A 23,127-nucleotide genomic window follows, 5' to 3' on the forward strand; every position below is an offset into this window, starting at 1 on the left:
GGCTTGCGGATACGTGCCCGCCGCCCCGGCCCGGGCCTTTCGGATACGTGCTCTAGGACACGATGTCCTTGCGGGCGAAGCCCCGGAAGGCGAGGGCGAAGAGGACGAGGGCGTACGTGAGGGAGATCGCCGTGCCCTTCACCATGCCGCCCCACTCCAGCTGCGGCTGGAGCGCGTCGATCCAGGCGAACTGCCAGTGCGCGGGCAGGTACTCGCGCCAGTCGCCGAGGGCCGTGACGGCGTCCAGGACGTTGCCGACGATGGTCAGGCCGACGGCGCCGCCGACCGCGCCGAGCGGGGCGTCGGTCCGGGTGGAGAGCCAGAAGGCGAGTCCCGCCGTGACCAGTTGGGAGGCGAAGACGAACGCGACGGCGACCGCGATCCGGAACAGCGCGTCCCCGGCGGGCACCGAGCCCCCGGTGGGCAGCTGGAGCGGCCCCCAGCCGTACGCGACCGTGCCCGCCACGAGGGCCACCAGCGGCAGCAGGACCATCGCGGCCGCGCTGTAGCCGAGGGCGACCGCCAGCTTGGAGGCGAGGAGCCGGAACCGGGGCACGGGCGCGGCCAGGAGGTAGCGCAGTGAGGACCAGCTCGCCTCGGAGGCGACGGTGTCCCCGCAGAACAGGGCGACGGGGACGACGAGGAGGAAACCGGCCGAGACGAAGAGGCAGGTCGCGGCGAAGTTGGCGCCGGAGGCCGTCGCCGTGTCCATCAGGGTGATGCGGCTGTTGCCGCCGCCGTCCGGCTCGCCGCCGACCGCGAACGCGATCATCAGGACGAACGGCAGCGCGACCAGGATGCCGCCCATGACCAGGGTGCGGCGGCGCTTCCACTGCCGGAGCGCTTCGACCCGCAGGGGCAGGGTGCGTCCGGGGCGGTAGCCGGGGGCGGAGTCCGGCGGGGTCGCGCCGGTCCCGTCGGCGTCGGCGGTCGTGGCGGTGTCGAGCAGCGGGCTCATGCGGCTCCGCCTCCGATCAGGGTCAGGAAGGCGTCTTCGAGGCGCCGGTGCGGTCCGACCCCGGTCAGGGGGACGTCCAGGCCGACGAGTTCGCCGATGAGGGCGGTCGGTTCGAGGCCGTCGAGGCGGACCAGGATGCCGCCGTCGGTCCGGGTGGCCCCGGCGACGCCCGGGAGGGCGCCGACCTTCTCCACGAGGGCGTCGGGGACGGGCGCCCCGAGCGTCACCAGGAGGGTGTCGCCGGAGCCGGTGATCTCGGCGACGGGTCCCGCCTGTACGAGCTGTCCCCGGTCCATGACGACGAGATGGGTGCAGGACTGCTCGACCTCGGCGAGGAGGTGGCTGGAGACGATGACGGTACGGCCGCCGGCCGCGTACCGGATCATCACCTCGCGCATCTCGCGGATCTGCGGCGGGTCGAGTCCGTTGGTGGGCTCGTCCAGGATCAGCAGGTCCGGCAGGCCGAGCATGGCCTGGGCGAGGGCGAGGCGCTGCCGCATGCCCTGCGAGTAGGTGCGGACGGCGCGTTCCAGTGCGCCGCCGAGGTTCGCGATGCGCAGGGCCTCGTCGACGTGGGCGTCCTCGGCGGGGCGACCGGTGGCCTTCCAGTACAGGTCCAGGTTCTCCCGGCCCGAGAGGTGCGGCAGGAAGCCGGCGCCCTCGACGAACGCGCCGACCCGGGAGAGGACCGGGGCGCCGGGCCGGATGGCCTGGCCGGAGACCCGGATCTCGCCCTCGTCGGGGGTGATCAGGCCCATCAGCATGCGCAGGGTGGTGGTCTTCCCGGCGCCGTTGGGTCCGAGGAGGCCGAGCACCTGGCCCTGCTCGACGCGGAAGGAGAGGTCCTTGACGCTGAACGGGGTCTCTCCTGCTTGAGCGAAGCCGAGAGCCTGGGGAAGCCCGCCGCCCTTGTACTTCTTGGACAGTCCGGTGATCTGGAGGGGTACGGAGACGAGTCCGGGGTCGGGCGCGGGGGCGGCGGTGCGGCGGCGGGCGGTGAGCAGCAGCGCGGCGGCGACGGCGAGGCCGAGCAGCGGCAGGCCCCACACCCACCAGGGGAAGCCGGCGGCCTGGGTGGCGAGGCCGGGCGCGGTGGGGACGGTCAGCGGGCCCTCGACGGCGACGGTGTACCCGGCGGGGACCACCGGGGAGGCGTAGCCGAGGTCGGTGGCGGCGACGACGAGCCGGAGCCGGTGCCCGGCCTCCACCTCGTGGTCGATGGCGGGGAGGGTGAGCGTGACGCTCTTCCCGGCCTTGGCGCCGTCGACGCGGACGGGGGTGACGAGCTGGGCGGGCAGCACCTGCTGACGCCCGTCGGGCCCGACGTCGTACACCTTGCCGAAGAGAACGGCGGAGCCGTCGGCGGCGGTGGAGGTGACCTTGACGCGGACGGTCGGTGTGCCGGTGATCCGCAGGGCTCCGGTCTGCGGTTTCGCGTCGAAGCGGGCGTGCTGGCCGGGGAAGTCGAGGGAGAGGCCGACGCCGAGGGAGGAGAGTCCGGCGATGCCGCCGCCGAGCCCGGGGACGGCGGAGACGGCGGGCGGTGCGGCGCCCGCGGGGTTGGTGAAGGTCTGCGGCGGTCCCGCGAGGGCCACGGCCATGGGTCCCGCGGTGAGGCCCGGGTAGTGGTCGTCGGTCGCGGCGCGCAGGGTGGCCTGTCCGTCGGTGGAGTCGACGCCTCCGGTGCGGCTGACGCGGAAGGCGGGCCCGGTGTCGACGGAGGTGTCGCGCTTCAGCCAGCGGTCGAACCAGGTGCTGATGCGGCGTTCGACGCGTTCGGTCTCGCGGTCGCCGCCGTCGTGGCCGCCGGAGATCCAGTCGACGGCGACGGGGGCGCCGTTGGCGGTGAGGGCGCGGGCCATGGCGTCGGACTGGGCGAGGGTGAAGAGGGAGTCGGACTGGCCCTGGACGAGGAGGGCGGGGACCTTGATCCGGGCGCCGACGGCGGAGGGGCTGCGGGCTTCGAGGAGGGCGCGGGCGGCGGCGTCGGGCTTCCCGGAGACGGCTACGCGCTGGTAGAGGGCGCAGAGTTCGGGGGTGAAGCGCCCGCAGGCGTCGGCCGCCCCGGGCGCGGCGGCTCCGGCCCCGGCTCCGGTTCCTGCTCCTGCTCCTGCTGCTGCTCCCGCCGCGGGCCGGTCGCCCGCCGAGAAGAAGATCCCGGCCCAGAGCTTCTTGAAGACGCCGTTCGGGAAGAGGGCGTCGGCCAGGTTCCAGTAGGTGATCTGGGGGGCGATGGCGTCGACGCGCGGATCGTGCCCGGCGGCCAGCAGGGAGATCGCGCCGCCGTACGAGGCGCCGGTGACGCCGACGCGCGGGTCGCCGGGCTTGTCGAGCAGGACCTCGGGGCGGGCGGCGAGCCAGTCGATCAGCTTGCGGGCGTCCTCGACCTCGTACGCGGGGTCGTTGAGGCCGATCCGCCCGGTGGAGGCGCCGAAGCCACGGGCGGACCAGGTGAGGACGGCGTAGCCGTCGCGGGCGAGCTGTTCGGCCTGGGCGCGGACGTCGTCCTTGGAGCCGCCGAAGCCGTGGCCGAGGAGGATGGCCGGCCGGCGCCCGTCACCGTCGCCGGTGAAGTACGAGGTGTCGAGCCGGGCACCGTCGATGTCGAGCGTCCGGTCCGCGCGGTGCACGGGCGGCGGATCGTCCGAGGCGACGGCGGTCCAGGTGCCGGCACCCGCGAGAACGGCGAGGACGGCGGTGACCGCGGCCCACCGGGGAAGTCGGAGTCGCATGGTGTCGAGCCTAGGCGTCCCGGCCCCACCGTACGGCTGCCCGGGGGCGGAGCCGCCCGACCTTCTGGGGTCGTACGACAGCGCCGCCCCGTACCGCAGGTGCGGTACGGGGCGGCGGGGTGCTGCCGGGCTTGATCAGTGGTTGCGCGGGAAGCCCAGGTCGACGCCGGACGGGGCGTCGGACGGGTCCGGCCAGCGGGTCGTGACGACCTTGCCGCGGGTGTAGAAGTGCACGCCGTCGTTGCCGTAGATGTGGTGGTCGCCGAAGAGCGAGTCCTTCCAGCCACCGAAGGAGTGGTAGCCCACCGGCACCGGGATCGGCACGTTGACGCCGACCATGCCGGCCTCGACCTCCATCTGGAAGCGGCGGGCCGCGCCGCCGTCGCGGGTGAAGATCGCGGTGCCGTTGCCGAAGCGCGAGCCGTTGATGAGGGCGAGGCCCTCCTCGTAGGTGTCGGCGCGCAGCACGCAGAGCACCGGGCCGAAGATCTCGTCCTGGTACGCCTTGGCCGTGGTCGGCACGTGGTCCAGGAGGGACAGGCCGATCCAGTGGCCGTCCTCGTGACCCTCGACCGTGTAGCCGGTGCCGTCGAGGACGACCTCGCAGCCCTCGGCCGCCGCGCCGGTCACGTACGAGGCGACCTTGTCGCGGTGGACGGCCGTGATGAGCGGGCCCATCTCGGAGGTCGGGTCGTTGCCGGGGCCGATCTTGATCTTCTCGGCGCGCTCGCGGATCTTCTCCACCAGCGTGTCACCGATGGAACCGACGGCCACGACGGCCGAGATCGCCATGCAGCGCTCGCCGGCGGAGCCGTAGGCCGCGGAGACGGCCGCGTCGGCGGCGGCGTCGAGGTCGGCGTCCGGGAGGACCAGCATGTGGTTCTTCGCGCCGCCGAGCGCCTGGACGCGCTTGCCGTTGGCGGAGGCGGTGGTGTGGATGTGGCGGGCGATCGGGGTCGAGCCCACGAAGGAGATCGCCGCGACGTCCGGGTGCTCCAGGAGGCGGTCCACGGAGACCTTGTCGCCGTTCAGGACGTTGAAGACGCCGTCCGGGAGACCGGCCTCGGCGAGCAGCTCGGCGATCTTCAGGGCCGGCGACGGGTCCTTCTCGCTCGGCTTGAGGATGAAGGTGTTGCCGGTCGCGATGGCGATCGGGAACATCCACATCGGCACCATGGCCGGGAAGTTGAAGGGCGTGATGCCCGCGACGACGCCGACGGGCTGGCGGATCGAGGCCACGTCCACGCGGTTCGACACCTGGGTGGACAGCTCGCCCTTGAGCTGGACGGTGATGCCGCAGGCCAGGTCGACGATCTCCAGGCCGCGGGCGACCTCGCCGAGCGCGTCCGAGTGGACCTTGCCGTGCTCTGCGGTGATCAGCTCGGCGATGGCGTCGCGGTTGGCGTCGAGCAGCGCGCGGAACTTGAAGAGGATCGTGGTGCGCTGGGCGAGCGAGGAGGTGCCCCAGGTCGCGAAGGCGCCCTTGGCGGCGGCGACGGCGGCGTCCACCTCCTCGACGGAGGCGAGCGCGACCCGGGTGGTGACGGCGCCGGTGGCCGGGTCGGTGACCGGGCCCCAGTTGCCCGACGTGCCCTCGACGGTCTTGCCACCGATCCAGTGGTCGACGGTCTTGACGGTGTTCGTCATGACGAAATGCTCCTTCAGAGATGGCTGCGTCGGGCGGTGACGTGCCGGTCGTACTCCTCGCGGGCCTTGACCGCCGACGGGCGGGTCGAGATCTCGGCCACGGGCACATCCCACCACGCCTGGGCCGGGGGCGGGCCCGACACTCTGTCTGCCGTTTCGGTCTCGACGTAGACACATGTGGGAACCGTCGCCGCCCGCGCGTCCGCGAGGGCTTCCCGCAGGTCACGCACGGTGCGGGGGCGTAGCACCCGCATGCCGAGGGAGGCGGCGTTGGCGCCGAGGTCGACGGGGAGCGGGGGTCCGGTGAAGCCTCCGTAGGCGTCCCGGTGGCGGTAGTCGGTGCCGTACCGCTCGGCTCCGACGGCTTCCGAGAGGCCGCCGATCGAGGCGTAGCCGTGGTTCTGGAGGACGACAAGACGCAGGGGCAGCCGTTCCTGGACGGCGGTGACGATTTCGGTGGGGTTCATCAGATACGTACCGTCGCCGACGAGCGCCCAGACGGGCCGGCCGGGTGCGGCGAGCAGGACGCCGATGGCCGCGGGGATCTCGTAACCCATGCAGGAGTAGCCGTATTCGACGTGGTACTGGTCGGGTGAGCGGGTCCGCCAGAGCTTGTGGAGGTCGCCGGGGAGCGAGCCGGCGGCGTTGATCAGGATGTCGCTGCCGTCGACCAGGGTGTCGAGTACGCCGAGGACCTGGGTCTGGGTGGGGCGGGCGTCCTCGTCGGGGACGGCGTAGGCGGCGTCGACCTGTTTTTCCCAGCGCTGCTTGGAGGAGTGCCACCGGACCGTGTCCCGGCGGTGGTCACCGAGCGCTTCCGTGAGCGCGGTCAGGCCTTCGCGGGCGTCCGCGACGAGCGGGAGGGCGCCCAGTTTGTGGGCGTCGAAGCCGGTGATGTTGAGGTTGAGGAAGCGGGTGCCCTCGGGGAACAGGGTGCCGGAGGCGGTGGTGAAGTCGGTGTAGCGGGTGCCGACGCCGATGACCAGGTCGCTGGTGCGGGCCAGGGCGTTCGCGGGCCCGGTGCCGGTGTGCCCGATGCCGCCGACGTCGCAGGGATGGTCGTACGGCAGGACGCCCTTGCCCGCCTGAGTGGTGGCGACGGGGAGGCCGGCCCGCTCGGCGAGGAGGCGCAGGGCGTCCTCGGCGCGGCTGTGCCTCACCCCGCCGCCGGCGATGACCAGGGGGCGGGCGGCGGACCTCACCGCCCGTACGGCGGAGTCGAGTTCGGCCGTGTCGGGGCGGGGACGGCGGACCCGCCAGATCCGCTCGGCGAAGAACTCCTCCGGCCAGTCGTACGCCTCCGCCTGGACGTCCTGGGGCAGCGCGAGGGTCACGGCACCGGTCTCGGCGGGGTCGGCGAGGACCCGGGCGGCGGCGAGCGCGGCCGGGATCAGGGCCTCGGGCCTGGTGACCCGGTCGAAGTACCGCGACACCGGGCGCAGGCAGTCGTTGACGGACACGTCGCCCGCGTAGGGCAGCTGGAGCTGCTGGAGCACGGGGTCGGCGGGGCGGCCGGCGAAGGTGTCGCCGGGCAGCAGCAGGACCGGGAGGTGGTTGATCGTGGCGAGGGCGGCGCCGGTGACGAGGTTGGTGGCGCCGGGGCCGATGGAGGTGGTGACGGCGTGCGCGGAGAGCCGGTTCGACTGGCGGGCGTAGCCGACGGCGGCGTGCACCATGGCCTGCTCGTTGCGGCCCTGGTGGAAGGGCATCAGGGTGGGGTCCTCGACGAGGGCCTGGCCGATGCCGGCGACGTTCCCGTGACCGAAGATGCCCCAGGTGGCGGCGATCAGTCGCTGCCGGTCGCCGTCGCGCTCGGTGTACTGGGCGGCGAGGAAGCGGACGAGGGCCTGGGCGACGGTGAGGCGGACGTGGGGGGCACCGGCGGGGCGGGGGCCGCCGGGGCTCGCGGGTCCGTGGCCGGGTCCGTGGCCGGGGCCGGGTCCGTGGCCGGGGCCGTGGCCGGGTCCGTGGCCGTGGCCGGGTCCGTGGCCGGGTCCGTGGCCGGGGCCGGTGTCGCTCATGCGTATCCCTCCGTGTGGTCCGGGTGGAAGCAGATCTTCCACTCCCGCCCGGGACCCGGGCCCGCCATCACGTTGAGGTAGTAGAGGTCGTGTCCCGGCTGGGCGATCGAGGGGCCGTGCCAGCCGTCGGGCACGAGGACCGCGTCGCCACCCCTGACCTCGGCGAGGAGTTCGGCGCCGCCGGGCCGGGAGGGCGAGATCCGCTGGTAGCCCAGACCGTGCGGGCCGTCGACCTCGTAGTAGTAGATCTCTTCGAGGACGGACTCGGCGCCGGGGCGGTGCTCGTCGTGCTTGTGCGGCGGGTAGGAGGACCAGTTGCCGCCGGGGGTGACGACCTCGACGGCGATCAGCCGGTCGCAGTCGAAGGCGTCGGCGGAGGCGAAGTTCCGCACCTCGCGGGCGCGGTTGCCGCTGCCCCGGATCTCGACGGGAACCTCCGGCGCGGGGCCGTAGCGGGCGGGGAGTCGTCGCTCGCACTTCGCTCCTGCCAAAGCGAAGCGGCCTCCCGCACCGGAGGCGATCTGGGCGTGGGCGTCGCGCGGTACGTAGGCGAAGTCGGTCACCCCTTCGAACACGCCTGCGCGGCCCTGGAGTTCGAGGTTCTCTCCGTCGACGCGCACGCTACAGGCACCGGCGAGGGGAAGCACGGTCCATTCGGAATCCCCGCTCTCGAAGGAGTGGATCTCCCCGGGTCCGAGGGTGAGGACACGGAGGGCGGAGTACGCCCATCCGGCCCGCGTGGGGTCGATGTCGAGCGCGTAGGGGCCGCGGGCGGCGGTCCCGGCCGGCAGGTGGAGGGACGGGGGGTGATCGGTGCTCATGGCAGACCCCTACCCCGTTTCCGCCCGGGTTCCGCCGCCGCCGGCCAGCGCTTCGGCGATCTCGGAGGCGTACGGCATCGCCGACGAGCAGGCGAGGCGGCCGGCGACGATCGCGCCGGCGGCGTTCGCGTGGCGCAGGACCGTCTCCAGGTCCCAGCCGGCGAGCAGCCCGTGCACCAGCGCCCCACCGAAGGCGTCCCCCGCGCCGAGCCCGTTGACGACCTCCACCGGCAGCGGCGGCACCTCCGCGCTCGTCCCGTCGGCGGCGAGCGCGAGGACGCCCTTGGGGCCCTGCTTGACGACGGCCAGCCGGAGCGCCCGCCCGGCGGCGGAGCCGAGCAGGGCGCGGGCCGCCGCGTACGGGTCGCGCTCCCCCGTGGCCACCTCGCACTCGTCGAGGTTGCCGACGGCGACGGTCGCGTGCCGCAGCGCCTCGGTGTAGTACGGCCGGGCCGTCGCCGGGTCCGCCCAGAACATCGGCCGCCAGTCCAGGTCGAGCACCGTCACCTCGCGGCCCGACCGGGCCCGCAGCGCCGCAAGGGTCGCGGCGCGGCTCGGCTCGGCGCACAGCCCGGTGCCGGTCGCCCAGAAGACCCGGGCGGCGCGGATCGCGTCGAGGTCGAGCTCGTGCGGGTGGATCTCCAGGTCGGGGGCCTTGGGGCGGCGGTAGAAGTACAGCGGGAAGTCGTCGGGCGGGAAGAGCTCGCAGAAGGTGACGGGCGTCGGATGCTCCTCGACCCCGGTCACCCAGCGGTCGTCCACGCCGAAGCCCCGCAGCTCGCGGCGCAGATAGACCCCGAAGGGGTCGGTCCCGGTACGGGAGACGAGGGCGGTGCGACGGCCGAGGCGGGCGGCTGCGACGGCCACGTTGGCCGGGGAGCCGCCGAGGAACTTGGCGAAGGTCTCGACCCGGTCGAGCCCGACGCCGGTCTGGAGCGGATACAGGTCCACACCGAGGCGCCCCATGGTGATCAGGTCGTACGGCTCCGACTCCACCCGCGCCACCTCTCGCGTCCGGTCTCCCGCACCCAGGTCTAGCCGTCCGCCGGGAGGCGTGTCAACGATATGTCCGGACATTCGGACGACGTGACCGGGCCGGGGCGGCCTCCTTGACGCTGCTCGTGGCCCCCGTCCAAGGTGGCGGACATGACGAAGCCGTCCCCGCAGCCGTCACCACAGCCGTCGCCGTCCCGCATCCGGATCGGGTCGGCCCCGGACTCCTGGGGCGTGTGGTTCCCCGACGATCCCCGCCAGGTGCCCTGGCGGCGCTTCCTCGACGAGGTGTCCGGCGCGGGCTACGGATGGATCGAGCTGGGCCCGTACGGCTATCTGCCCACCGATCCGGCCGTCCTGACGGAGGAGACCGCGCGGCGCGGCCTGCGGGTCTCGGCGGGCACGGTCTTCACCGGCCTCCACCACGGGCCCGACGTCTGGGAGCGGACCTGGGCGCACGTCGCCGAGAACGCCGCCCTCGCCCAGGCCATGGGCGCGGGCCATCTCGTCGTCATCCCCTCGTTCTGGCGGGACGACCGCACCGGCGAGGTGCTTGAGGACCGGACGCTCACCGCGCGGCAGTGGCGGAATCTGACCCGGCTCACCGAGCGGCTCGGCCGGGAGGTGCGCGAGCGGTACGGGCTGCGGATCGTCGTCCATCCGCACGCCGACACCCATCTCGACGGCGAGGAGAGCGTGACGCGGTTCCTCGACGCCACCGACTCCGAGGCGGTCGCGCTCTGCCTGGACACCGGGCACTACGCGTACGCCGGCGGGGACAGCGTCAAGCTGATCGAGACGTACGGGGAGCGGATCGGCTACCTCCACCTCAAGCAGGTCGACCCGGAGGTCCTCGCGGGGGTGGTGGCCGAGGGGGTGCCGTTCGGTCCGGCCGTCGCGCGGGGTGTGATGTGCGAACCGCCGTCCGGGGTGCCCGCCCTGGAACCGGTCCTTGCCGCCGCGTCCGCCCTGGACGTCGACCTGTTCGCGATCGTCGAGCAGGACATGTACCCGTGCGAGCCGGACGTCCCCTACCCGGTCGCCGTACGCACCCGGCGCTTCCTGCGGTCCTGCGGCGTCTGACGGGCGCGGCGGCGCATACCTCTCCGACCAGGGGTGACGCATGCGGACACACCGATGCCCCAATGCGTCTCTTCTGTCACGCTCGTCCCGCGACCGTCACACATGTCTCCATTACGCGGGTCTTCCGTCACAGGCGATCGACAGCCCCTCCCCTCCTGTCTGGAGGGGTCGTTGCACGGGGCACAGGCTCAGTGATCGCCAACGCCCGCCCGCAGCGCCCCCGAACGGCACCCCCGCCGCCGCTGCGCGGTGCGCAGGGAGGTACCAGGCATGACGGACAAGAGGCTCTGGTCGTACAAGGACATCGCCGCACACATCCGGGTGCAGCCGGACACGGTCCGCTCCTACCGGAAGCACGGGCTGCTTCCGTCCCCCGACCACGTCGAGTCGGGCAAGCCCTACTGGTACGTGGACACCATCCGCGCCTGGGTCGCCAACCGCCCCGGCAACCGGGGCCGCCGCGACTGACACCTCCCCGCCCCCGACGAGGACGCCGGGCCCCGGAACACCTCCGGGACCCGGCGGGGCCGGTACGGGAGGTTCTCCTCGTCGGGCACCCGCGCCGAGGACCGCCGCCAGAACCGGAGCCCCGCGAATGCGTGCCATGAATCCCCCCTGGGAGTGCTTCTCATGTGCGCGGCGAAGCGGTTTCACACCGCTCCTCGGACACCTCTTCGACACCTGGGCGATGTCCAGGATTGTGCCCGTCCGACTCACTGATCCCGAAACGGTCGTGGAAGCGGCGCAGCGGGCCCGGCGCCCACCAGGTGAGGCGGCCGGTCAGTCTCATCACGGACGGGACGAGGAGGCTGCGGACCACCATGGCGTCCATGAGGACGGCGAGGGCCACGCCGAGGCCGAGCATCTTGGTGTTGGTGACGCGGGAGGTGCCGATGGCGACCATCACGACCGCGAGGATCACGGCGGCGGCGGTGATGAGCCCGCCGGTGTGGCGCAGGCCGAAGCGGACGGAGTGCTCGTGGTCGCCGGTCGCGTCGTACTCCTCCTTGATGCGGGAGAGCAGGAACACCCCGTAGTCCATGGAAAGTCCGAAGGCCACGCAGAACATGAGGACGGGCAGGGTGGTCTCGATGTCGCCGGTGGGCGTGAAGCCGAGGAGTCCGGCGAGGTGTCCGTCCTGGAAGACCCAGACGACCGCGCCGAACATCGCCGTGAGGCTGAGTGCGTTGAGGACGACGGCCTGTACGGGGATGAGGACGCTGCCGGTGAGCAGGAAGACGAGCAGCAGGGTGACGAGCACGATGATGCCCGCGGCCCAGGGCAGCCGCTCGGCGAGGGCGTCCTTGGAGTCGACGAGGACGGCGGCCTGCCCGGTGACGGAGGTGTCGAACGGGGCGGGCTCGGCCCGCAGTTCCGCCACGGCCCGCTGGGCCCCGGCGCCGACGGTCTCCCCCTCGGGCACGACGGTGAAGTAGGCGTGGCCGCCGCCGGCGGTCACCGGGCCGTCGGCCCGCACGACGCCGTCGAGGGCGGCGATCCGCTCCCGGTAGGCCGCGTACTGGGCGGGGGTGGCCGTCCCTTCGGCGAGCACGGTGATGCCGCCGCCGGGGTCGCCGGGGAAGCCCTCCCTCAGCTGGTCCTGGACGACCCGGGAGGAGGCGGTGACGGGGAGCTGGCGGTCGTCGGCGGTGCCGAACCGCACGCCCAGGAAGGGCAGTCCGAGGAGGACGAGTCCGGCGGTGGCGAGGACCGCGAAGACCGGCGCCCGGCGCATCACGAGCGCGGCGGCCTTCGCCCAGCCCGCACCCTCGCCACGGTCGCGGCTGCCGCCGCCGGACGCGCCCCGCCGCAGGAGGCGCCGCAGGTCGAGGGCGTTGACCCGGTCGCCGAGCAGCACGAGGGCCGCCGGGAGCAGGGTGAGCGCCGCCGTCGCGGCGAGCAGGACGACCGCGATCCCGGCGTACGCGAAGGAGCGCAGGAAGTACTGCGGGAAGACCAGCATCGCGGCGAGCGAGACGGCGACGGTCAGGGCGGAGAAGAGCACGGTCCGCCCGGCGGTGCGCAGGGTGGTGCGCACGGCGGTGTACGTGTCGGCCCCGGTGGCGAGTTCCTCGCGGTAGCGGCGGACGACGAACAGGGCGTAGTCGATGGCGAGTCCGAGCCCGAGGGCGGTCGTCAGGTTCTGCGCGAAGACGGAGACGTCGGTGAACTCGGTGATGCCGCGCAGGACGGCGTTGGTGCCGAGGATGGCGACGATGCCGACGCCGAGCGGCAGCAGGGCGGCGACGGCGCTGCCGAAGACCATGACGAGCAGGACGAGGGTGAGGGGCAGGGCGATCAGCTCGGCCCTCAGCAGGTCCTCCTGGATGATCGTCTGCATCTCGTGGCGGACGGCGAGGCCGCCGCCGAGGGAGACCTCGACGGGCCCGTGCGTGCCCCGGTAGGCGGGGGCGATCCGGTCGAGGACGGCGGCGGCGTCCTTCTCCTCGCCGGCGATCCGGGCGGCGATCACGGCCTGCCGGCCGTCCTCGGAGCGGAGGGCGGGCGAGCCGGTGGACCAGTAGGAGCCGACGCCCTCGATACCCGGCTCGGCGTCGAGCCGCTCGGTGAGCCTCCGGGCCTCGGCGGCCACCGCCGGGGCGTCGGTCCCGGCGGGGCCTGCGTCGACGAGGAGGAGCAGATTGGGCTGGGAGCCGGGGAACCGCTGCTCCAGGGCCTCGATGGCGTACGTGGACTCGGCGGTCGGGTCCTCCCAGCCGCCGCTGCCCATCCGGTCGGCGACCCCGCCGCCGGCGAGCACCGCGAGTGCGGTGAGGACGAGGGCCACGAGCAGGGTGAGACGCGGCCGTGCGGTGACGACCCGCGTCCACCCGCCGGACCTCGCCGCCCCGGAAGCCCCGCCCCCTGACCCGGCCGCCCCGGAAGCGCCGCCCCGGGACCTCGCCGCCCCCGCGGTCCCGGAGGACCCTCCCCCGGGTGCTGAATTCTTGACTTCGGCCATGACGAGGTGTCCCCTTCACCTGACCCGTGCGCTCGCTTCCCGGCAGGTCACATGGGTCGCCCGTTGCCATAGACTGGCAAACACGAGTGATCACTCGCGTTTCCCAAGAATGCGAGCGACCTCTCGTGTTTGTCAATCGCGTTGAGGAGAGCTGGGGACAACCGTGTCCGAAGAACCGAAGCCGCGCCGCCACCAGGCGCGCGGCGAGCGCCGCATCGCGCAGCTGCTCCAGGCCGCCGCGAACGTCTTCTGCGCGAACGGCTACACGGCTGCCAGCACCAACGCGATCGCCCGGGAGGCCCATGTCTCGCCCGGCACGCTCTACCAGTACTTCCCGAACAAGGAAGCCATAGCGATCGAGCTCGGCGAGCGCCTGATGCACGAGATGCGCGAGGCCCACGGCCAGGCGTTCGTCCCGGAGAACCTCGCACTGCCGCTGCCCGAACTGCTCGACGCGGTCGTCGACCCGATGATCGAGTTCAACTGCGCGAACCCCGCCTTCCTCGCCCTGATGCACGGCTCCGAGGTGCCCGGCCGGATCGCCGAGGAGCACGACGCCCTGCACGCCTCGCTCCTCGCGCGCGTGCAGGAGGTGATCGCCCACTACGCCCCGGAGACGCCCGCCCCGGACCGCGCACGCGTGGCCGCGATGACCTTCTCGGCCTTCAAGGGCGGCCTGGGGCTCGTACTGGCCGCGCCCGAGGGTCCCGAGCGGGACGCGACCATCAACGAGTTGAAGACCCTCCTCCTGCGCTACCTCAGCCCACTGACCGGCGAGCCGCTCACGGACCCCAGAGCCACCACGGACCCCAGGCTCACCACAGCCCCCCCGATCACCACGTTTCCGAACCGCTGACCCGCTCCGCGAGAAGCGCGTCCCCGCCCTCCCCCTTCCCCGCCCGCACCTTCAGCGCGAGCAGCGGGAAGACGAGGACCGAGACCATGCCGGCCCCGACGAGCGCCGCCGCCTCGCCCGCCGTCATCGCCTTGTCGTCCACGCCGATCGTGGTGATGGCGACGACGAGCGGCAGCGCGGTGGAGCCGTACAGGACGAGCCCGCCCCGGTCCTTCCGGTCGAGGTCGCGCGGGGCGAGGAACCAGATCGGGCCGCCGCGCACCACCAGGAAGAGCAGCAGGAAGACCGGCAGCAGGAGCAGGGTCCGGCCGCCGTCGAGGAGCGAGTCGAGGTCGAACTCGATGCCGGTGACGACGAAGAAGACCGGCACCAGGAAACCGAAGCCGACGGCCTCGACCTTCTCCAGGATCTGCGGGCCGGACTCGGGCGCCGCCCCGGTCAGGACGAGCCGGGTGATGAGTCCGGCCGCGAAGGCGCCGAGCAGGACGTCCAGCCCGAGGGCCTCCGACGCGCCCAGCATCACGGCGAGCAGCAGGAAGACGAACCGGACCGCGAACTGGGCGCTGCTGTGCAGCGTCTTGGCGATGATCTTCGAGAACCACGGCGGGCGCGGCCGGAGCGCCCAGAACACGGCCCCGGCGGTGAGCGCGGCGAAGACGGCGAGGAGCGCCGTCGACTCGCCCGCGCCGCGCCCGCTGAGCAGCAGCGTCATCGCGATGATCGGGCCGAACTCGCCGACGGCGCCGAAGGCCATGACGACCGAGCCGAACCGCCCGCGGAGGTCGCCCGCGTCCCTGAGCACGGGCAGGACGGTGCCGAGCGCGGTGCTGGTGAGCGCGACCCCGATGAAGACGCCCTTGGTGTAGCCGCCGCCGAGCAGGACGCCGGCGCCGAGCCCGACCGCGAGGGCGATCGCCCAGGCCCAGACGGAGCGCCGGAGGGTGTCGCCGCGCACCTTGCCGAACTCGATCTCGTACCCCGCGAGGAAGATCAGCATGGTGAGGCCGAGCTGCGAGAGTCCGTCGATCAGCTCGCTCGGGCGGGCCCAGTCGAGGACGTCGGGGCCGATGAGGATGCCGAGCAGGATCTCGAAGATGACGAGGGGTACGGGGACCTTGCGGCCGACTCCGTAGGCGAGCAGCGGCGCCAGGACGGCGATCGCCATGATCAGGATGAGCGTGGTCCCCGAATGCGACATATGGGGTATTTATCATAAGCTCCGGTCAGATCACCTGGCGACGGAGGGACTTGGAGGTCTTCCCGTGCACGAGTACCCGCCCATCACACAGACACCGCCACCCCCGGCGGCCCCGCCGGCCCCCATGCCGCGCCCCGGCCTGTGGAAGCGCTGCCTCTGGGGCGGCCTGGCGCTCTGGGTGCTGACCGCGGTCGTCACGTACACCACCGAGAACACCACCCTCCTCCCCACCCTCATCCTGCTCGGCAGCTTCCTCGTCCCGGCGGTCTTCGTGCTCTGGGCCTACGAGCGACACGGCCGGGACCTCGGGGTGCCGGTGATCCTCGGCTGCTTCGTCACCGGCGGGGTCCTCGGCGTGCTCGGCGCCTCGGTCATGGAGTACTACCTGCTCCACCCCTCCCTGTGGATGTTCCTCGGGGTGGGCCTGATCGAGGAGGCGGTGAAGCTGGCGGCGCTGATGTTCGTCGTCCGCCGCCACACCCGGCTGCGGGGCGTCCGGGCCGGGATCGTGCTCGGCGGCTCCGTCGGCTTCGGCTTCGCGGCCTTCGAGAGCGCCGGATACGCCTTCAACGCCGCCGTCACCATGGACGGCATCGACCTGCGCTCCCTCCTGGAGACCGAGATCCTGCGCGGCCTGCTCGCCCCCTTCGGGCACGGCCTGTGGACTGCCGTCGCGGGCGGGGTACTGCTCGCCTTCCGCCGCCCCGACGGCCGCTTCCGCTTCACCGGGCCGGTCATCGGCACCTACCTCGGCGTCGCGGTGCTGCACGCGCTCTGGGACTCGATGCACGGCATCGCGCTCTGGCTGGTCCTCCAGGTGACCACCACCAGCCTGGACCGCTCGCTCTTCGCCCAGGGGTACCTTCCGCAGCCGACCGACCAGCAGCAGCACCTCTTCACCCTGTTCTCGGTGGGCGGACTCGTGCTCGTGACCCTGGCCGGTCTCCTCTGGCTGAGATCACTGGCGCGCCACGACCGCGCCCCGACTGGAATTCATACCCCCTAGGGGTATAATCTGGTGGTGTACGGCACTGAACCCACGAGGAGAACGCCATGACCGCAGAGACGAAGACCGAACTCACCACCGTCTACCAGGTCAAGGGCATGACCTGCGGCCACTGCGAGGGCGCCGTCTCCAGCGAGATCTCCGAGCTCCCCGGCGTCTCCTCCGTGACGGCCGTCTCCGCGACCGGACAGGTGACCGTCGTCTCCGCCGCCCCGCTCGACGAGGAGGCCGTCCGCGCCGCCGTCGACGAGGCCGGCTACGAGCTGGTCTGACCGCTCCCCCGCCACCACCCCGCAGGGTCGTACCGTTTACCTGGTACGGCCCTGCTCCCGTTTGGAACCGCTCATGACGTCCACGATCACCGAGCTCACGATCGGTGGCATGACCTGCGCCTCCTGCGCCGCCCGTGTCGAGAAGAAGCTCAACCGGATGGACGGGGTGACCGCGACGGTCAACTACGCCACCGAGAAGGCGCGCATCGAGCACCCTCCGGAGGTCGACGTCGACGCGCTGATCGCCACCGTCGTCAGGACCGGCTACACCGCCGAGGAACCCCCGCCGCCGGAGCCCGGACCGACGACCGCCCCGGAGACCCACGAGGACCCCGAGCTCGCCTCCCTCCGGCAGCGGCTCACCGTCTCCGCGCTCCTCGCCGCGCCCGTCGTCCTGCTCTCCATGGTCCCGGCCCTCCAGTTCGACAACTGGCAGTGGCTCTCGCTGACCCTCGCCGCCCCCGTCGTCGTCTGGGGCGGACTGCCCTTCCACCGGGCCGCCTGGACCAACCTCCGGCACGGCGCCGCCACCATGGACACCCTCGTCTCCGTCGGCACCCTCGCCGCCTTCGGCTGGTCGCTCTGGGCCCTCTTCCTCGGCGACGCGGGCATGCCCGGCATGCGGCACGGCTTCGACCTGACCGTGGACCGCTCCGCGGCCTCCTCCGCGATCTATCTGGAGGTCGCCGCCGGAGTCGTCACCTTCATCCTGCTCGGCCGCTATCTGGAGGCCCGCGCCAAGCGGAAGGCGGGCGCGGCGCTCCGCGCCCTGATGGACCTGGGCGCCAAGGACGTGGCCGTCCTGCGCGGCGGGACCGAGGTCCGCGTCCCGGTCGCCGCACTGCGGGCCGGCGACCAATTCCTCGTACGCCCCGGGGAGAAGATCGCCACCGACGGCACCGTCACCGAGGGCGCCTCCGCCGTCGACGCCTCCCTCCTCACCGGCGAGTCCCTGCCCCTCGACGTCACCGAGGGCAGCGCCGTCACCGGCGGCTGCGTCAACGTCTCCGGCCGGCTCGTCGTCCGGGCCACCCGGGTCGGCGCCGACACCCGGCTCGCCCGGATGGCGAAGCTCGTCGAGGACGCCCAGAACGGCAAGGCCGAGGTGCAGCGGCTCGCCGACCGGATCTCCGCCGTCTTCGTCCCCGTGGTGCTGCTCATCGCGCTCGGCACCCTGGTCACCTGGCTCCTCGTGACCGACGACGCCACGGCCTCCTTCACCGCCGCCGTCGCCGTCCTGATCATCGCCTGCCCCTGCGCCCTGGGCCTCGCGACGCCCACCGCCCTCATGGTCGGCACCGGCCGCGGCGCCCAGCTCGGCATCCTCATCAAGGGCCCCGAGGTCCTGGAGTCCACCCGCCGGGTCGACACCGTCGTCCTCGACAAGACCGGCACCGTCACCACCGGCCGGATGTCCCTGCGGAAGGTGTACGTGTACGAGGGCGCGGGCGCCGACGAGGACACGCTGCTCCGGCTCGCCGGGGCCCTGGAGCACTCCTCCGAGCACCCGGTGGCCCGCGCGGTCGCCGCCGCGGCCACCGAGCGGTGCGGGGAGCTGCCCGTACCGAAGACCTTCGAGAACGTCCCCGGGCTCGGCGTACGCGGCTCCGTCGACGGCCACCTGGTCCTCGTCGGGCGCACCGCCCTGCTCGCCGCCGAGGAGATCGAGGTCCCGGCGGGGGCGGAGCCCGGCGCCGTCCACGTCGCCTGGGACGGAGTCGCCCGGGGCGCCCTGACCGTCGCCGACACCGTCAAGGACACCAGCGCCGAGGCCGTCGCCCGGCTGCGCGGGCTCGGGCTGCGCCCGGTGCTGCTCACCGGGGACCACCGGGCGGTGGCGGAGGCGGTGGCCGCCGAGGTCGGCATCGACGAGGTGATCGCGGAGGTACTGCCCGAGGAGAAGGCCGAGGTGGTCCGCCGGCTCCAGGCGGAGGGCCGTACGGTCGCGATGGTCGGCGACGGGGTCAACGACGCGGCGGCGCTCGCCACGGCGGATCTGGGGCTGGCGATGGGGACGGGCACGGACGCGGCGATCGAGGCGAGCGACCTGACGCTGGTACGGGGTGACCTGCGGGTCGCGGCGGACGCGATCCGGCTCTCCCGGCGGACCCTGGCGACGATCAAGGGCAACCTCGGCTGGGCCTTCGGCTACAACCTGGCGGCGCTGCCGCTCGCGGCGGCCGGACTGCTCAATCCGATGATCGCGGGCCTCGCGATGGCCCTTTCGTCCGTGTTCGTCGTCTCCAACAGCCTGCGGCTGCGGCGGTTCTCGTGAATTCACCTACGCTTGACGCACAGGACCTTCACAAAGAGATCTAGATCACAGATATTGGGGGGTAACCATCTGGGCTGTTCGCGAGTCTAAGTGGGCGATGCCGAGAACGTCTTGGGGGACGTTCATGGGATGTCTTGGGGGATGTCCCATTGGCAAGCGTTGGCCGGGGCACGTGCACCGGGGAGCTTTGAGCGGCCCTCCCGTACGTACCCCGGCAGACCGCGCAGCGCCCGACCCGCGTAGCTTCTGCTGACACCCGCAGACGCCCGGCCCGGATCCCGTGGGGGGAATCCGCACCGGGACATGGGAAGCGCCCCGACCGTGGACCCGTGGGGGGATCTACGGCGGGGCGCTTCCTCTTTTTTTCGAGGCTCGGCTCGCCTCCGGGGCGCTCCTCTTTTTTTCGAGGCTCGGTTCGCCTCCGGGGCGCTTCAGCCGGTGTCGAGACGGCGATCGTGCTCGACCCTCCTTCGTCGGGCCTCCGCGCGATCACCGTCTCGACACCGACGCGCCCCTTCGGCTCACTCGCCGGGGCGCTGTCCAGCCCTTGAGGTCCTAGCGGGCCTCGACCGGGACGAAGTCGCGGAGGACCTCGCCCGTGTAGATCTGGCGCGGGCGGCCGATGCGGGAGCCGGGCTCCTTGATCATCTCGTGCCACTGGGCGATCCAGCCGGGGAGGCGGCCGAGCGCGAAGAGCACGGTGAACATCTCGGTCGGGAAGCCCATCGCGCGGTAGATGAGGCCCGTGTAGAAGTCCACGTTGGGGTAGAGGTTGCGCGAGACGAAGTACTCGTCGGAGAGCGCGTGCTCCTCCAGCTTGAGCGCGATGTCCAGCAGCGCGTCGTCCTTGCCGAGCGCCGAGAGGACATCGTGCGCCGCCGCCTTGATGATCTTGGCGCGCGGGTCGAAGGACTTGTACACCCGGTGGCCGAAGCCCATCAGGCGGACGCCGTCCTCCTTGTTCTTCACCTTGCGGATGAAGGAGTCGACATCGCCGCCGTTGGCCTGGATGCCTTCCAGCATCTCCAGGACCGACTGGTTGGCGCCACCGTGCAGGGGACCCCACAGGGCCGAGATGCCGGCGGAGATCGAGGCGAACATGTTCGCCTGCGAGGAGCCGACCAGACGCACGGTGGAGGTCGAACAGTTCTGCTCGTGGTCCGCGTGCAGGATCAGCAGCTTGTCCAGCGCGGAGACGACGACCGGGTCGAGGTCGTACTCCTGCGCGGGGACCGAGAACGTCATGCGCAGGAAGTTCTCGACGTAGCCGAGGTCGTTGCGCGGGTAGACGAACGGGTGACCGATCGACTTCTTGTACGCGTACGCCGCGATCGTCGGCAGCTTCGCGAGCAGCCGGATCGTGGAGAGGTGGCGCTGCTCCTCGTCGAACGGGTTGTGGCTGTCCTGGTAGAACGTGGACAGCGCGGAGACCACCGAGGACAGCATCGCCATCGGGTGGGCGTCCCGCGGGAAGCCGCGGAAGAAGTTCTTGACGTCCTCGTGGACCAGCGTGTGCTGCGTGATCTCGTTCTTGAAGGTCGACAGCTCGTCGACCTTGGGAAGCTCGCCGTTGATCAGCAGGTACGCCACCTCAAGGAAGGTGGAGCGCTCGGCCAGCTGCTCGATGGGGTAGCCGCGGTACCGCAGAATCCCCTGCTCACCATCGAGGTAGGTGATCGCGGATTTATAGGCGGCGGTGTTGCCGTATCCGCTGTCCAGGGTGACCAGACCGGTCTGGGCTCGGAGTTTCCCGATGTCGAAGCCCTTGTCGCCGACGGTGCTCTCGACCACCGGGTAGGTGTATTCACCGTCCGCGTACCGCAGTACTACAGAGTTGTCGCTCACGTCATCCCTCACCGACGTAGTGCCTCTTCTTCGAGGTGCCCTGACTGTCTCTACCATCCCCCATTTGGCTCAGGAGAGTGCACTCGGGGTCGCTCATTGGCCCAATCGGCGGCACTCAGTGCCGCCAACCTACACATCCTGCCCCCTTCGCCCCGGTTCCGGTAGCCCTCCGTGATCTTTCACACGAGGGCGTTCCCTGTGAGCCGATGGGCGAGTGCGGTAAAGCGTCTGCCCGCCGAGACCGTACGGACCGCCTGGGCGATCGCCCGTCGGGAGCCGACCAGGACGACCAGCTTCCGGGCCCGGGTCACGGCCGTGTAGAGCAGGTTCCGCTGGAGCATCATCCACGCGCTCATGGTGACCGGGATCACCACCGCCGGATACTCACTGCCCTGCGAACGGTGGATGGTGACCGCGTACGCATGGGCGAGTTCGTCCAGCTCGTCGAAGTCGTACGGCACCTCCTCGTCCTCGTCCGTCCGCACGGTCAGCCGCTGTTCGACGGCGTCCAGCGCCGTGACGACGCCGACCGTACCGTTGAAGACCCCGTTGACCCCCTTCTCATAGTTGTTCCGAATCTGGGTGACCTTGTCACCGACACGGAAGACCCGGCCGCCGAATCTCTTCTCCGGCAGGTCGGGGCGGGCCGGGGTGATGGCCTGCTGGAGCAGTCCGTTGAGCGAGCCGGCGCCGGCCGGGCCCCGGTGCATGGGGGCGAGCACCTGGACGTCGCGGCGCGGGTCGAGCCCGAACTTGGCCGGAATCCGGCGGGCGGCGACGTCCACGGCGACCCGGGCGGCGTCCTCGGTCTCCTCCTCGACGAAGAGGAAGAAGTCCGGCAGCCCTTCGGTCCTCGGCGGGAGTCCGGCGTTGATCCGGTGCGCGTTGGTGACGACGCCGGACTCCTGGGCCTGCCGGAAGATCCGGGTCAGCCGCACCGCCGGTACGGGGCTTCCCGGGGCGAGCAGATCGCCCAGGACCTCCCCCGCGCCGACCGAGGGAAGCTGGTCCACATCGCCCACGAGCAGCAGATGCGCCCCCGGCGCCACCGCCTTGACCAGCTTGTTCGCCAGGAGCAGGTCGAGCATGGAGGCCTCGTCGACCACGACCAGGTCGGCGTCGAGGGGCCGGTCCCGGTCGTAGGCCGCGTCGCCGCCCGGTTTCAGCTCCAGGAGCCGGTGGACGGTGGAGGCCTCGGCGCCGGTCAGCTCCGCGAGCCGCTTGGCGGCCCGGCCGGTGGGCGCGGCGAGGACGACCTTGGCCTTCTTGGCGCGGGCCAGTTCCACGATGGAGCGGACGGTGAAGGACTTGCCGCAGCCGGGACCGCCGGTGAGCACGGCGACCTTGCGGGTGAGGGCGAGCCGTACGGCCTCCTCCTGCTCGGGGGCGAGGGAGGCCCCGGTCCGGTCGGCGAGCCAGGCGAGGGCCTTGTCCCAGGCCACGTCGCGGAAGGCGGGCAGCCGGTCCCGGTCGGTGCCGAGGAGCCGGTGGAGCTGCCCGGCGAGGGACAGTTCGGCCCGGTGGAAGGGGATGAGGAAGACGGCGGTGACGGGGGTCCCCTCGGGCCCGGGAACGGTCTCCCGCACCACCCCCTCGGGGTCCTCGGCCAGCTCGGCGAGGCACTCGATGACAAGCCCGGTGTCGACCTGGAGGAGCTTCACGGCGTCGGCGATCAGCCGTTCCTCGGGGAGGAAGCAGTGGCCCTGGTCGCTGGACTGCGACAGGGCGTACTGGAGGCCGGCCTTCACCCGGTCGGGGCTGTCGTGGGGGATGCCGACGGCCTGGGCGATCTTGTCGGCGGTGAGGAAGCCGATCCCCCAGACGTCGGCGGCGAGCCGGTAGGGCTGGTTCCGCACGACGGAGATCGAGGCGTCCCCGTACTTCTTGTAGATCCGTACGGCGATGGAGGTCGACACCCCCACGCCCTGGAGGAAGACCATCACCTCCTTGATCGCCTTCTGCTCCTCCCAGGCGGCGGTGATGTTCTTCGTGCGCTTGGGGCCGAGCCCGGGAACCTCGATCAGGCGCGCGGGGGCGTCCTCCAGGATGTCGAGGGTGTCGAGACCGAAGTGCGTCGTGATGCGGTCGGCGAAGACGGGCCCGATGCCCTTGACGAGCCCGGAGCCGAGGTAGCGGCGGATGCCCTGGATGGTGGCGGGAAGGATCGTCGTGTAGTTGTCCACGCTGAACTGCTTGCCGTACTGCGGATGGGACCCCCAGCGCCCCTCCATCCGCAGCGACTCCCCCGGCTGCGCGCCGAGCAGCGCCCCGACCACGGTGAGCAGATCACCGGCACCACGCCCGGTGTCGACCCGGGCGACCGTGTACCCGCTCTCCTCGTTGGCATAGGTGATCCGCTCCAGGACCCCATCGACTTCACAAACGCCTTGGCGGCTACTCCGTCCAGAGTCAACGTCCTTACCCGACACGTCCCCACCTGTGCTTCCTACGTCTCCGA

The 23,127-nt window shown here is 72.1% G+C and carries 16 protein-coding genes; 6 read left to right on the forward strand and 10 right to left on the reverse strand.

The features are described from left to right. Positions 1 to 52: 52 nt before the first annotated feature. The 6 genes from V4Y03_RS11280 to iolC all read right to left on the reverse strand — a co-directional run bounded on the left by V4Y03_RS11280 (position 53) and on the right by iolC (position 9,145). Positions 53 to 958: an ABC transporter permease gene (locus tag V4Y03_RS11280; protein WP_317873360.1), complete on the reverse strand. Its 906-nt coding sequence runs from the start codon at positions 956 to 958 to the stop codon at positions 53 to 55. Then, complete coding sequence (locus tag V4Y03_RS11285; protein ID WP_332434828.1) at positions 955 to 3,690, reverse strand: alpha/beta fold hydrolase; 2,736 nt, start codon at positions 3,688 to 3,690, stop codon at positions 955 to 957. The genes V4Y03_RS11280 and V4Y03_RS11285 overlap by 4 nt, the downstream gene beginning before the upstream one ends. A gap of 135 nt (positions 3,691 to 3,825) precedes the next feature. After that, entirely contained in the window at positions 3,826 to 5,337 is a 1,512-nt protein-coding gene (mmsA, locus tag V4Y03_RS11290; RefSeq protein WP_317873362.1) for a CoA-acylating methylmalonate-semialdehyde dehydrogenase, read from the reverse strand. 14 nt (positions 5,338 to 5,351) lie between these two features. Then, the gene (iolD, locus tag V4Y03_RS11295; protein WP_332434829.1) at positions 5,352 to 7,358 is read right to left on the reverse strand and encodes a 3D-(3,5/4)-trihydroxycyclohexane-1,2-dione acylhydrolase (decyclizing); all 2,007 of its coding nucleotides are present in this window, start codon (positions 7,356 to 7,358) and stop codon (positions 5,352 to 5,354) included. Further along, on the reverse strand, positions 7,355 to 8,179 hold the full coding sequence (gene iolB, locus V4Y03_RS11300; RefSeq protein ID WP_332434830.1) for a 5-deoxy-glucuronate isomerase: 825 nt from the start codon (positions 8,177 to 8,179) through the stop codon (positions 7,355 to 7,357). Before iolB ends, iolD begins: the two co-directional genes overlap by 4 nt. A gap of 9 nt (positions 8,180 to 8,188) precedes the next feature. Next, a complete protein-coding gene (gene iolC / locus V4Y03_RS11305) occupies positions 8,189 to 9,145 on the reverse strand; it encodes a 5-dehydro-2-deoxygluconokinase (RefSeq protein WP_443079868.1) in 957 nt (318 codons plus the stop codon). Positions 9,146 to 9,325: 180 nt separating this feature from the next. Between iolC and V4Y03_RS11310 the strand changes: the two genes are divergently transcribed. Continuing rightward, the gene (locus V4Y03_RS11310) at positions 9,326 to 10,255 is read left to right on the forward strand and encodes a sugar phosphate isomerase/epimerase family protein (protein WP_332434832.1); all 930 of its coding nucleotides are present in this window, start codon (positions 9,326 to 9,328) and stop codon (positions 10,253 to 10,255) included. A gap of 270 nt (positions 10,256 to 10,525) precedes the next feature. Then, positions 10,526 to 10,723 (forward strand): helix-turn-helix transcriptional regulator, encoded by a 198-nt coding sequence (locus V4Y03_RS11315; protein ID WP_332434833.1) that lies wholly within the window; start codon positions 10,526 to 10,528, stop codon positions 10,721 to 10,723. A gap of 160 nt (positions 10,724 to 10,883) precedes the next feature. On the opposite strand, the gene V4Y03_RS11320 is transcribed toward V4Y03_RS11315, so the two are convergent. Beyond that, positions 10,884 to 13,217, reverse strand: a complete 2,334-nt coding sequence (locus V4Y03_RS11320; protein WP_332434834.1) for an MMPL family transporter — start codon at positions 13,215 to 13,217, stop codon at positions 10,884 to 10,886. Between the two features lie 163 nt (positions 13,218 to 13,380). Between V4Y03_RS11320 and V4Y03_RS11325 the strand changes: the two genes are divergently transcribed. After that, a complete protein-coding gene (locus V4Y03_RS11325; RefSeq protein WP_317874579.1) occupies positions 13,381 to 14,073 on the forward strand; it encodes a TetR/AcrR family transcriptional regulator in 693 nt (230 codons plus the stop codon). Here V4Y03_RS11325 and V4Y03_RS11330 read toward each other — a convergent pair. Further along, a complete protein-coding gene (locus V4Y03_RS11330) occupies positions 14,051 to 15,271 on the reverse strand; it encodes a cation:proton antiporter (RefSeq protein WP_317874580.1) in 1,221 nt (406 codons plus the stop codon). The two genes, V4Y03_RS11325 and V4Y03_RS11330, sit on opposite strands and share 23 nt — an antisense overlap. Positions 15,272 to 15,395: 124 nt before the next feature. Between V4Y03_RS11330 and V4Y03_RS11335 the strand changes: the two genes are divergently transcribed. From V4Y03_RS11335 to V4Y03_RS11345, 3 genes are all read left to right on the forward strand, one after another. Then, a complete protein-coding gene (locus V4Y03_RS11335) occupies positions 15,396 to 16,277 on the forward strand; it encodes a PrsW family intramembrane metalloprotease (protein ID WP_332437153.1) in 882 nt (293 codons plus the stop codon). A gap of 47 nt (positions 16,278 to 16,324) precedes the next feature. Next, positions 16,325 to 16,549, forward strand: coding sequence for a heavy-metal-associated domain-containing protein (locus V4Y03_RS11340; protein ID WP_332434835.1), 225 nt, complete (start codon positions 16,325 to 16,327; stop codon positions 16,547 to 16,549). A gap of 73 nt (positions 16,550 to 16,622) precedes the next feature. After that, entirely contained in the window at positions 16,623 to 18,824 is a 2,202-nt protein-coding gene (locus tag V4Y03_RS11345) for a heavy metal translocating P-type ATPase (RefSeq protein WP_332434836.1), read from the forward strand. 555 nt (positions 18,825 to 19,379) lie between these two features. Here V4Y03_RS11345 and V4Y03_RS11350 read toward each other — a convergent pair. Both V4Y03_RS11350 and recD2 read right to left on the reverse strand, forming a co-directional pair. Then, positions 19,380 to 20,669: a citrate synthase gene (locus V4Y03_RS11350; RefSeq protein ID WP_317874583.1), complete on the reverse strand. Its 1,290-nt coding sequence runs from the start codon at positions 20,667 to 20,669 to the stop codon at positions 19,380 to 19,382. 179 nt (positions 20,670 to 20,848) lie between these two features. Next, a complete protein-coding gene (gene recD2 / locus V4Y03_RS11355) occupies positions 20,849 to 23,098 on the reverse strand; it encodes an SF1B family DNA helicase RecD2 (RefSeq protein ID WP_332434837.1) in 2,250 nt (749 codons plus the stop codon). Between the last annotated feature and the right edge of the window lie 29 nt (positions 23,099 to 23,127).

The organism is Streptomyces sp. P9-A4 (assembly GCF_036634195.1).
Taxonomy (GTDB): Bacteria; Actinomycetota; Actinomycetes; order Streptomycetales; family Streptomycetaceae; genus Streptomyces.

What these genes read in the sequence shown, in the direction of transcription:
- V4Y03_RS11285 (WP_332434828.1), bottom strand. Translation starts at nt 3,690, where the DNA reads ATGCGACTCCGACTTCCCCGGTGGGCCGCGGTCACCGCCGTCCTCGCC.
- iolC (WP_443079868.1), bottom strand. Translation starts at nt 9,145, where the DNA reads ATGGGGCGCCTCGGTGTGGACCTGTATCCGCTCCAGACCGGCGTCGGG.
- V4Y03_RS11315 (WP_332434833.1), top strand. Translation starts at nt 10,526, where the DNA reads ATGACGGACAAGAGGCTCTGGTCGTACAAGGACATCGCCGCACACATC.
- V4Y03_RS11345 (WP_332434836.1), top strand. Translation starts at nt 16,623, where the DNA reads ATGACGTCCACGATCACCGAGCTCACGATCGGTGGCATGACCTGCGCC.
- V4Y03_RS11320 (WP_332434834.1), bottom strand. Translation starts at nt 13,217, where the DNA reads ATGGCCGAAGTCAAGAATTCAGCACCCGGGGGAGGGTCCTCCGGGACC.
- V4Y03_RS11310 (WP_332434832.1), top strand. Translation starts at nt 9,326, where the DNA reads ATGACGAAGCCGTCCCCGCAGCCGTCACCACAGCCGTCGCCGTCCCGC.
- V4Y03_RS11340 (WP_332434835.1), top strand. Translation starts at nt 16,325, where the DNA reads ATGACCGCAGAGACGAAGACCGAACTCACCACCGTCTACCAGGTCAAG.
- mmsA (WP_317873362.1), bottom strand. Translation starts at nt 5,337, where the DNA reads ATGACGAACACCGTCAAGACCGTCGACCACTGGATCGGTGGCAAGACC.
- V4Y03_RS11330 (WP_317874580.1), bottom strand. Translation starts at nt 15,271, where the DNA reads ATGTCGCATTCGGGGACCACGCTCATCCTGATCATGGCGATCGCCGTC.
- V4Y03_RS11280 (WP_317873360.1), bottom strand. Translation starts at nt 958, where the DNA reads ATGAGCCCGCTGCTCGACACCGCCACGACCGCCGACGCCGACGGGACC.
- V4Y03_RS11335 (WP_332437153.1), top strand. Translation starts at nt 15,396, where the DNA reads ATGCCGCGCCCCGGCCTGTGGAAGCGCTGCCTCTGGGGCGGCCTGGCG.
- iolD (WP_332434829.1), bottom strand. Translation starts at nt 7,358, where the DNA reads ATGAGCGACACCGGCCCCGGCCACGGACCCGGCCACGGACCCGGCCAC.
- iolB (WP_332434830.1), bottom strand. Translation starts at nt 8,179, where the DNA reads ATGAGCACCGATCACCCCCCGTCCCTCCACCTGCCGGCCGGGACCGCC.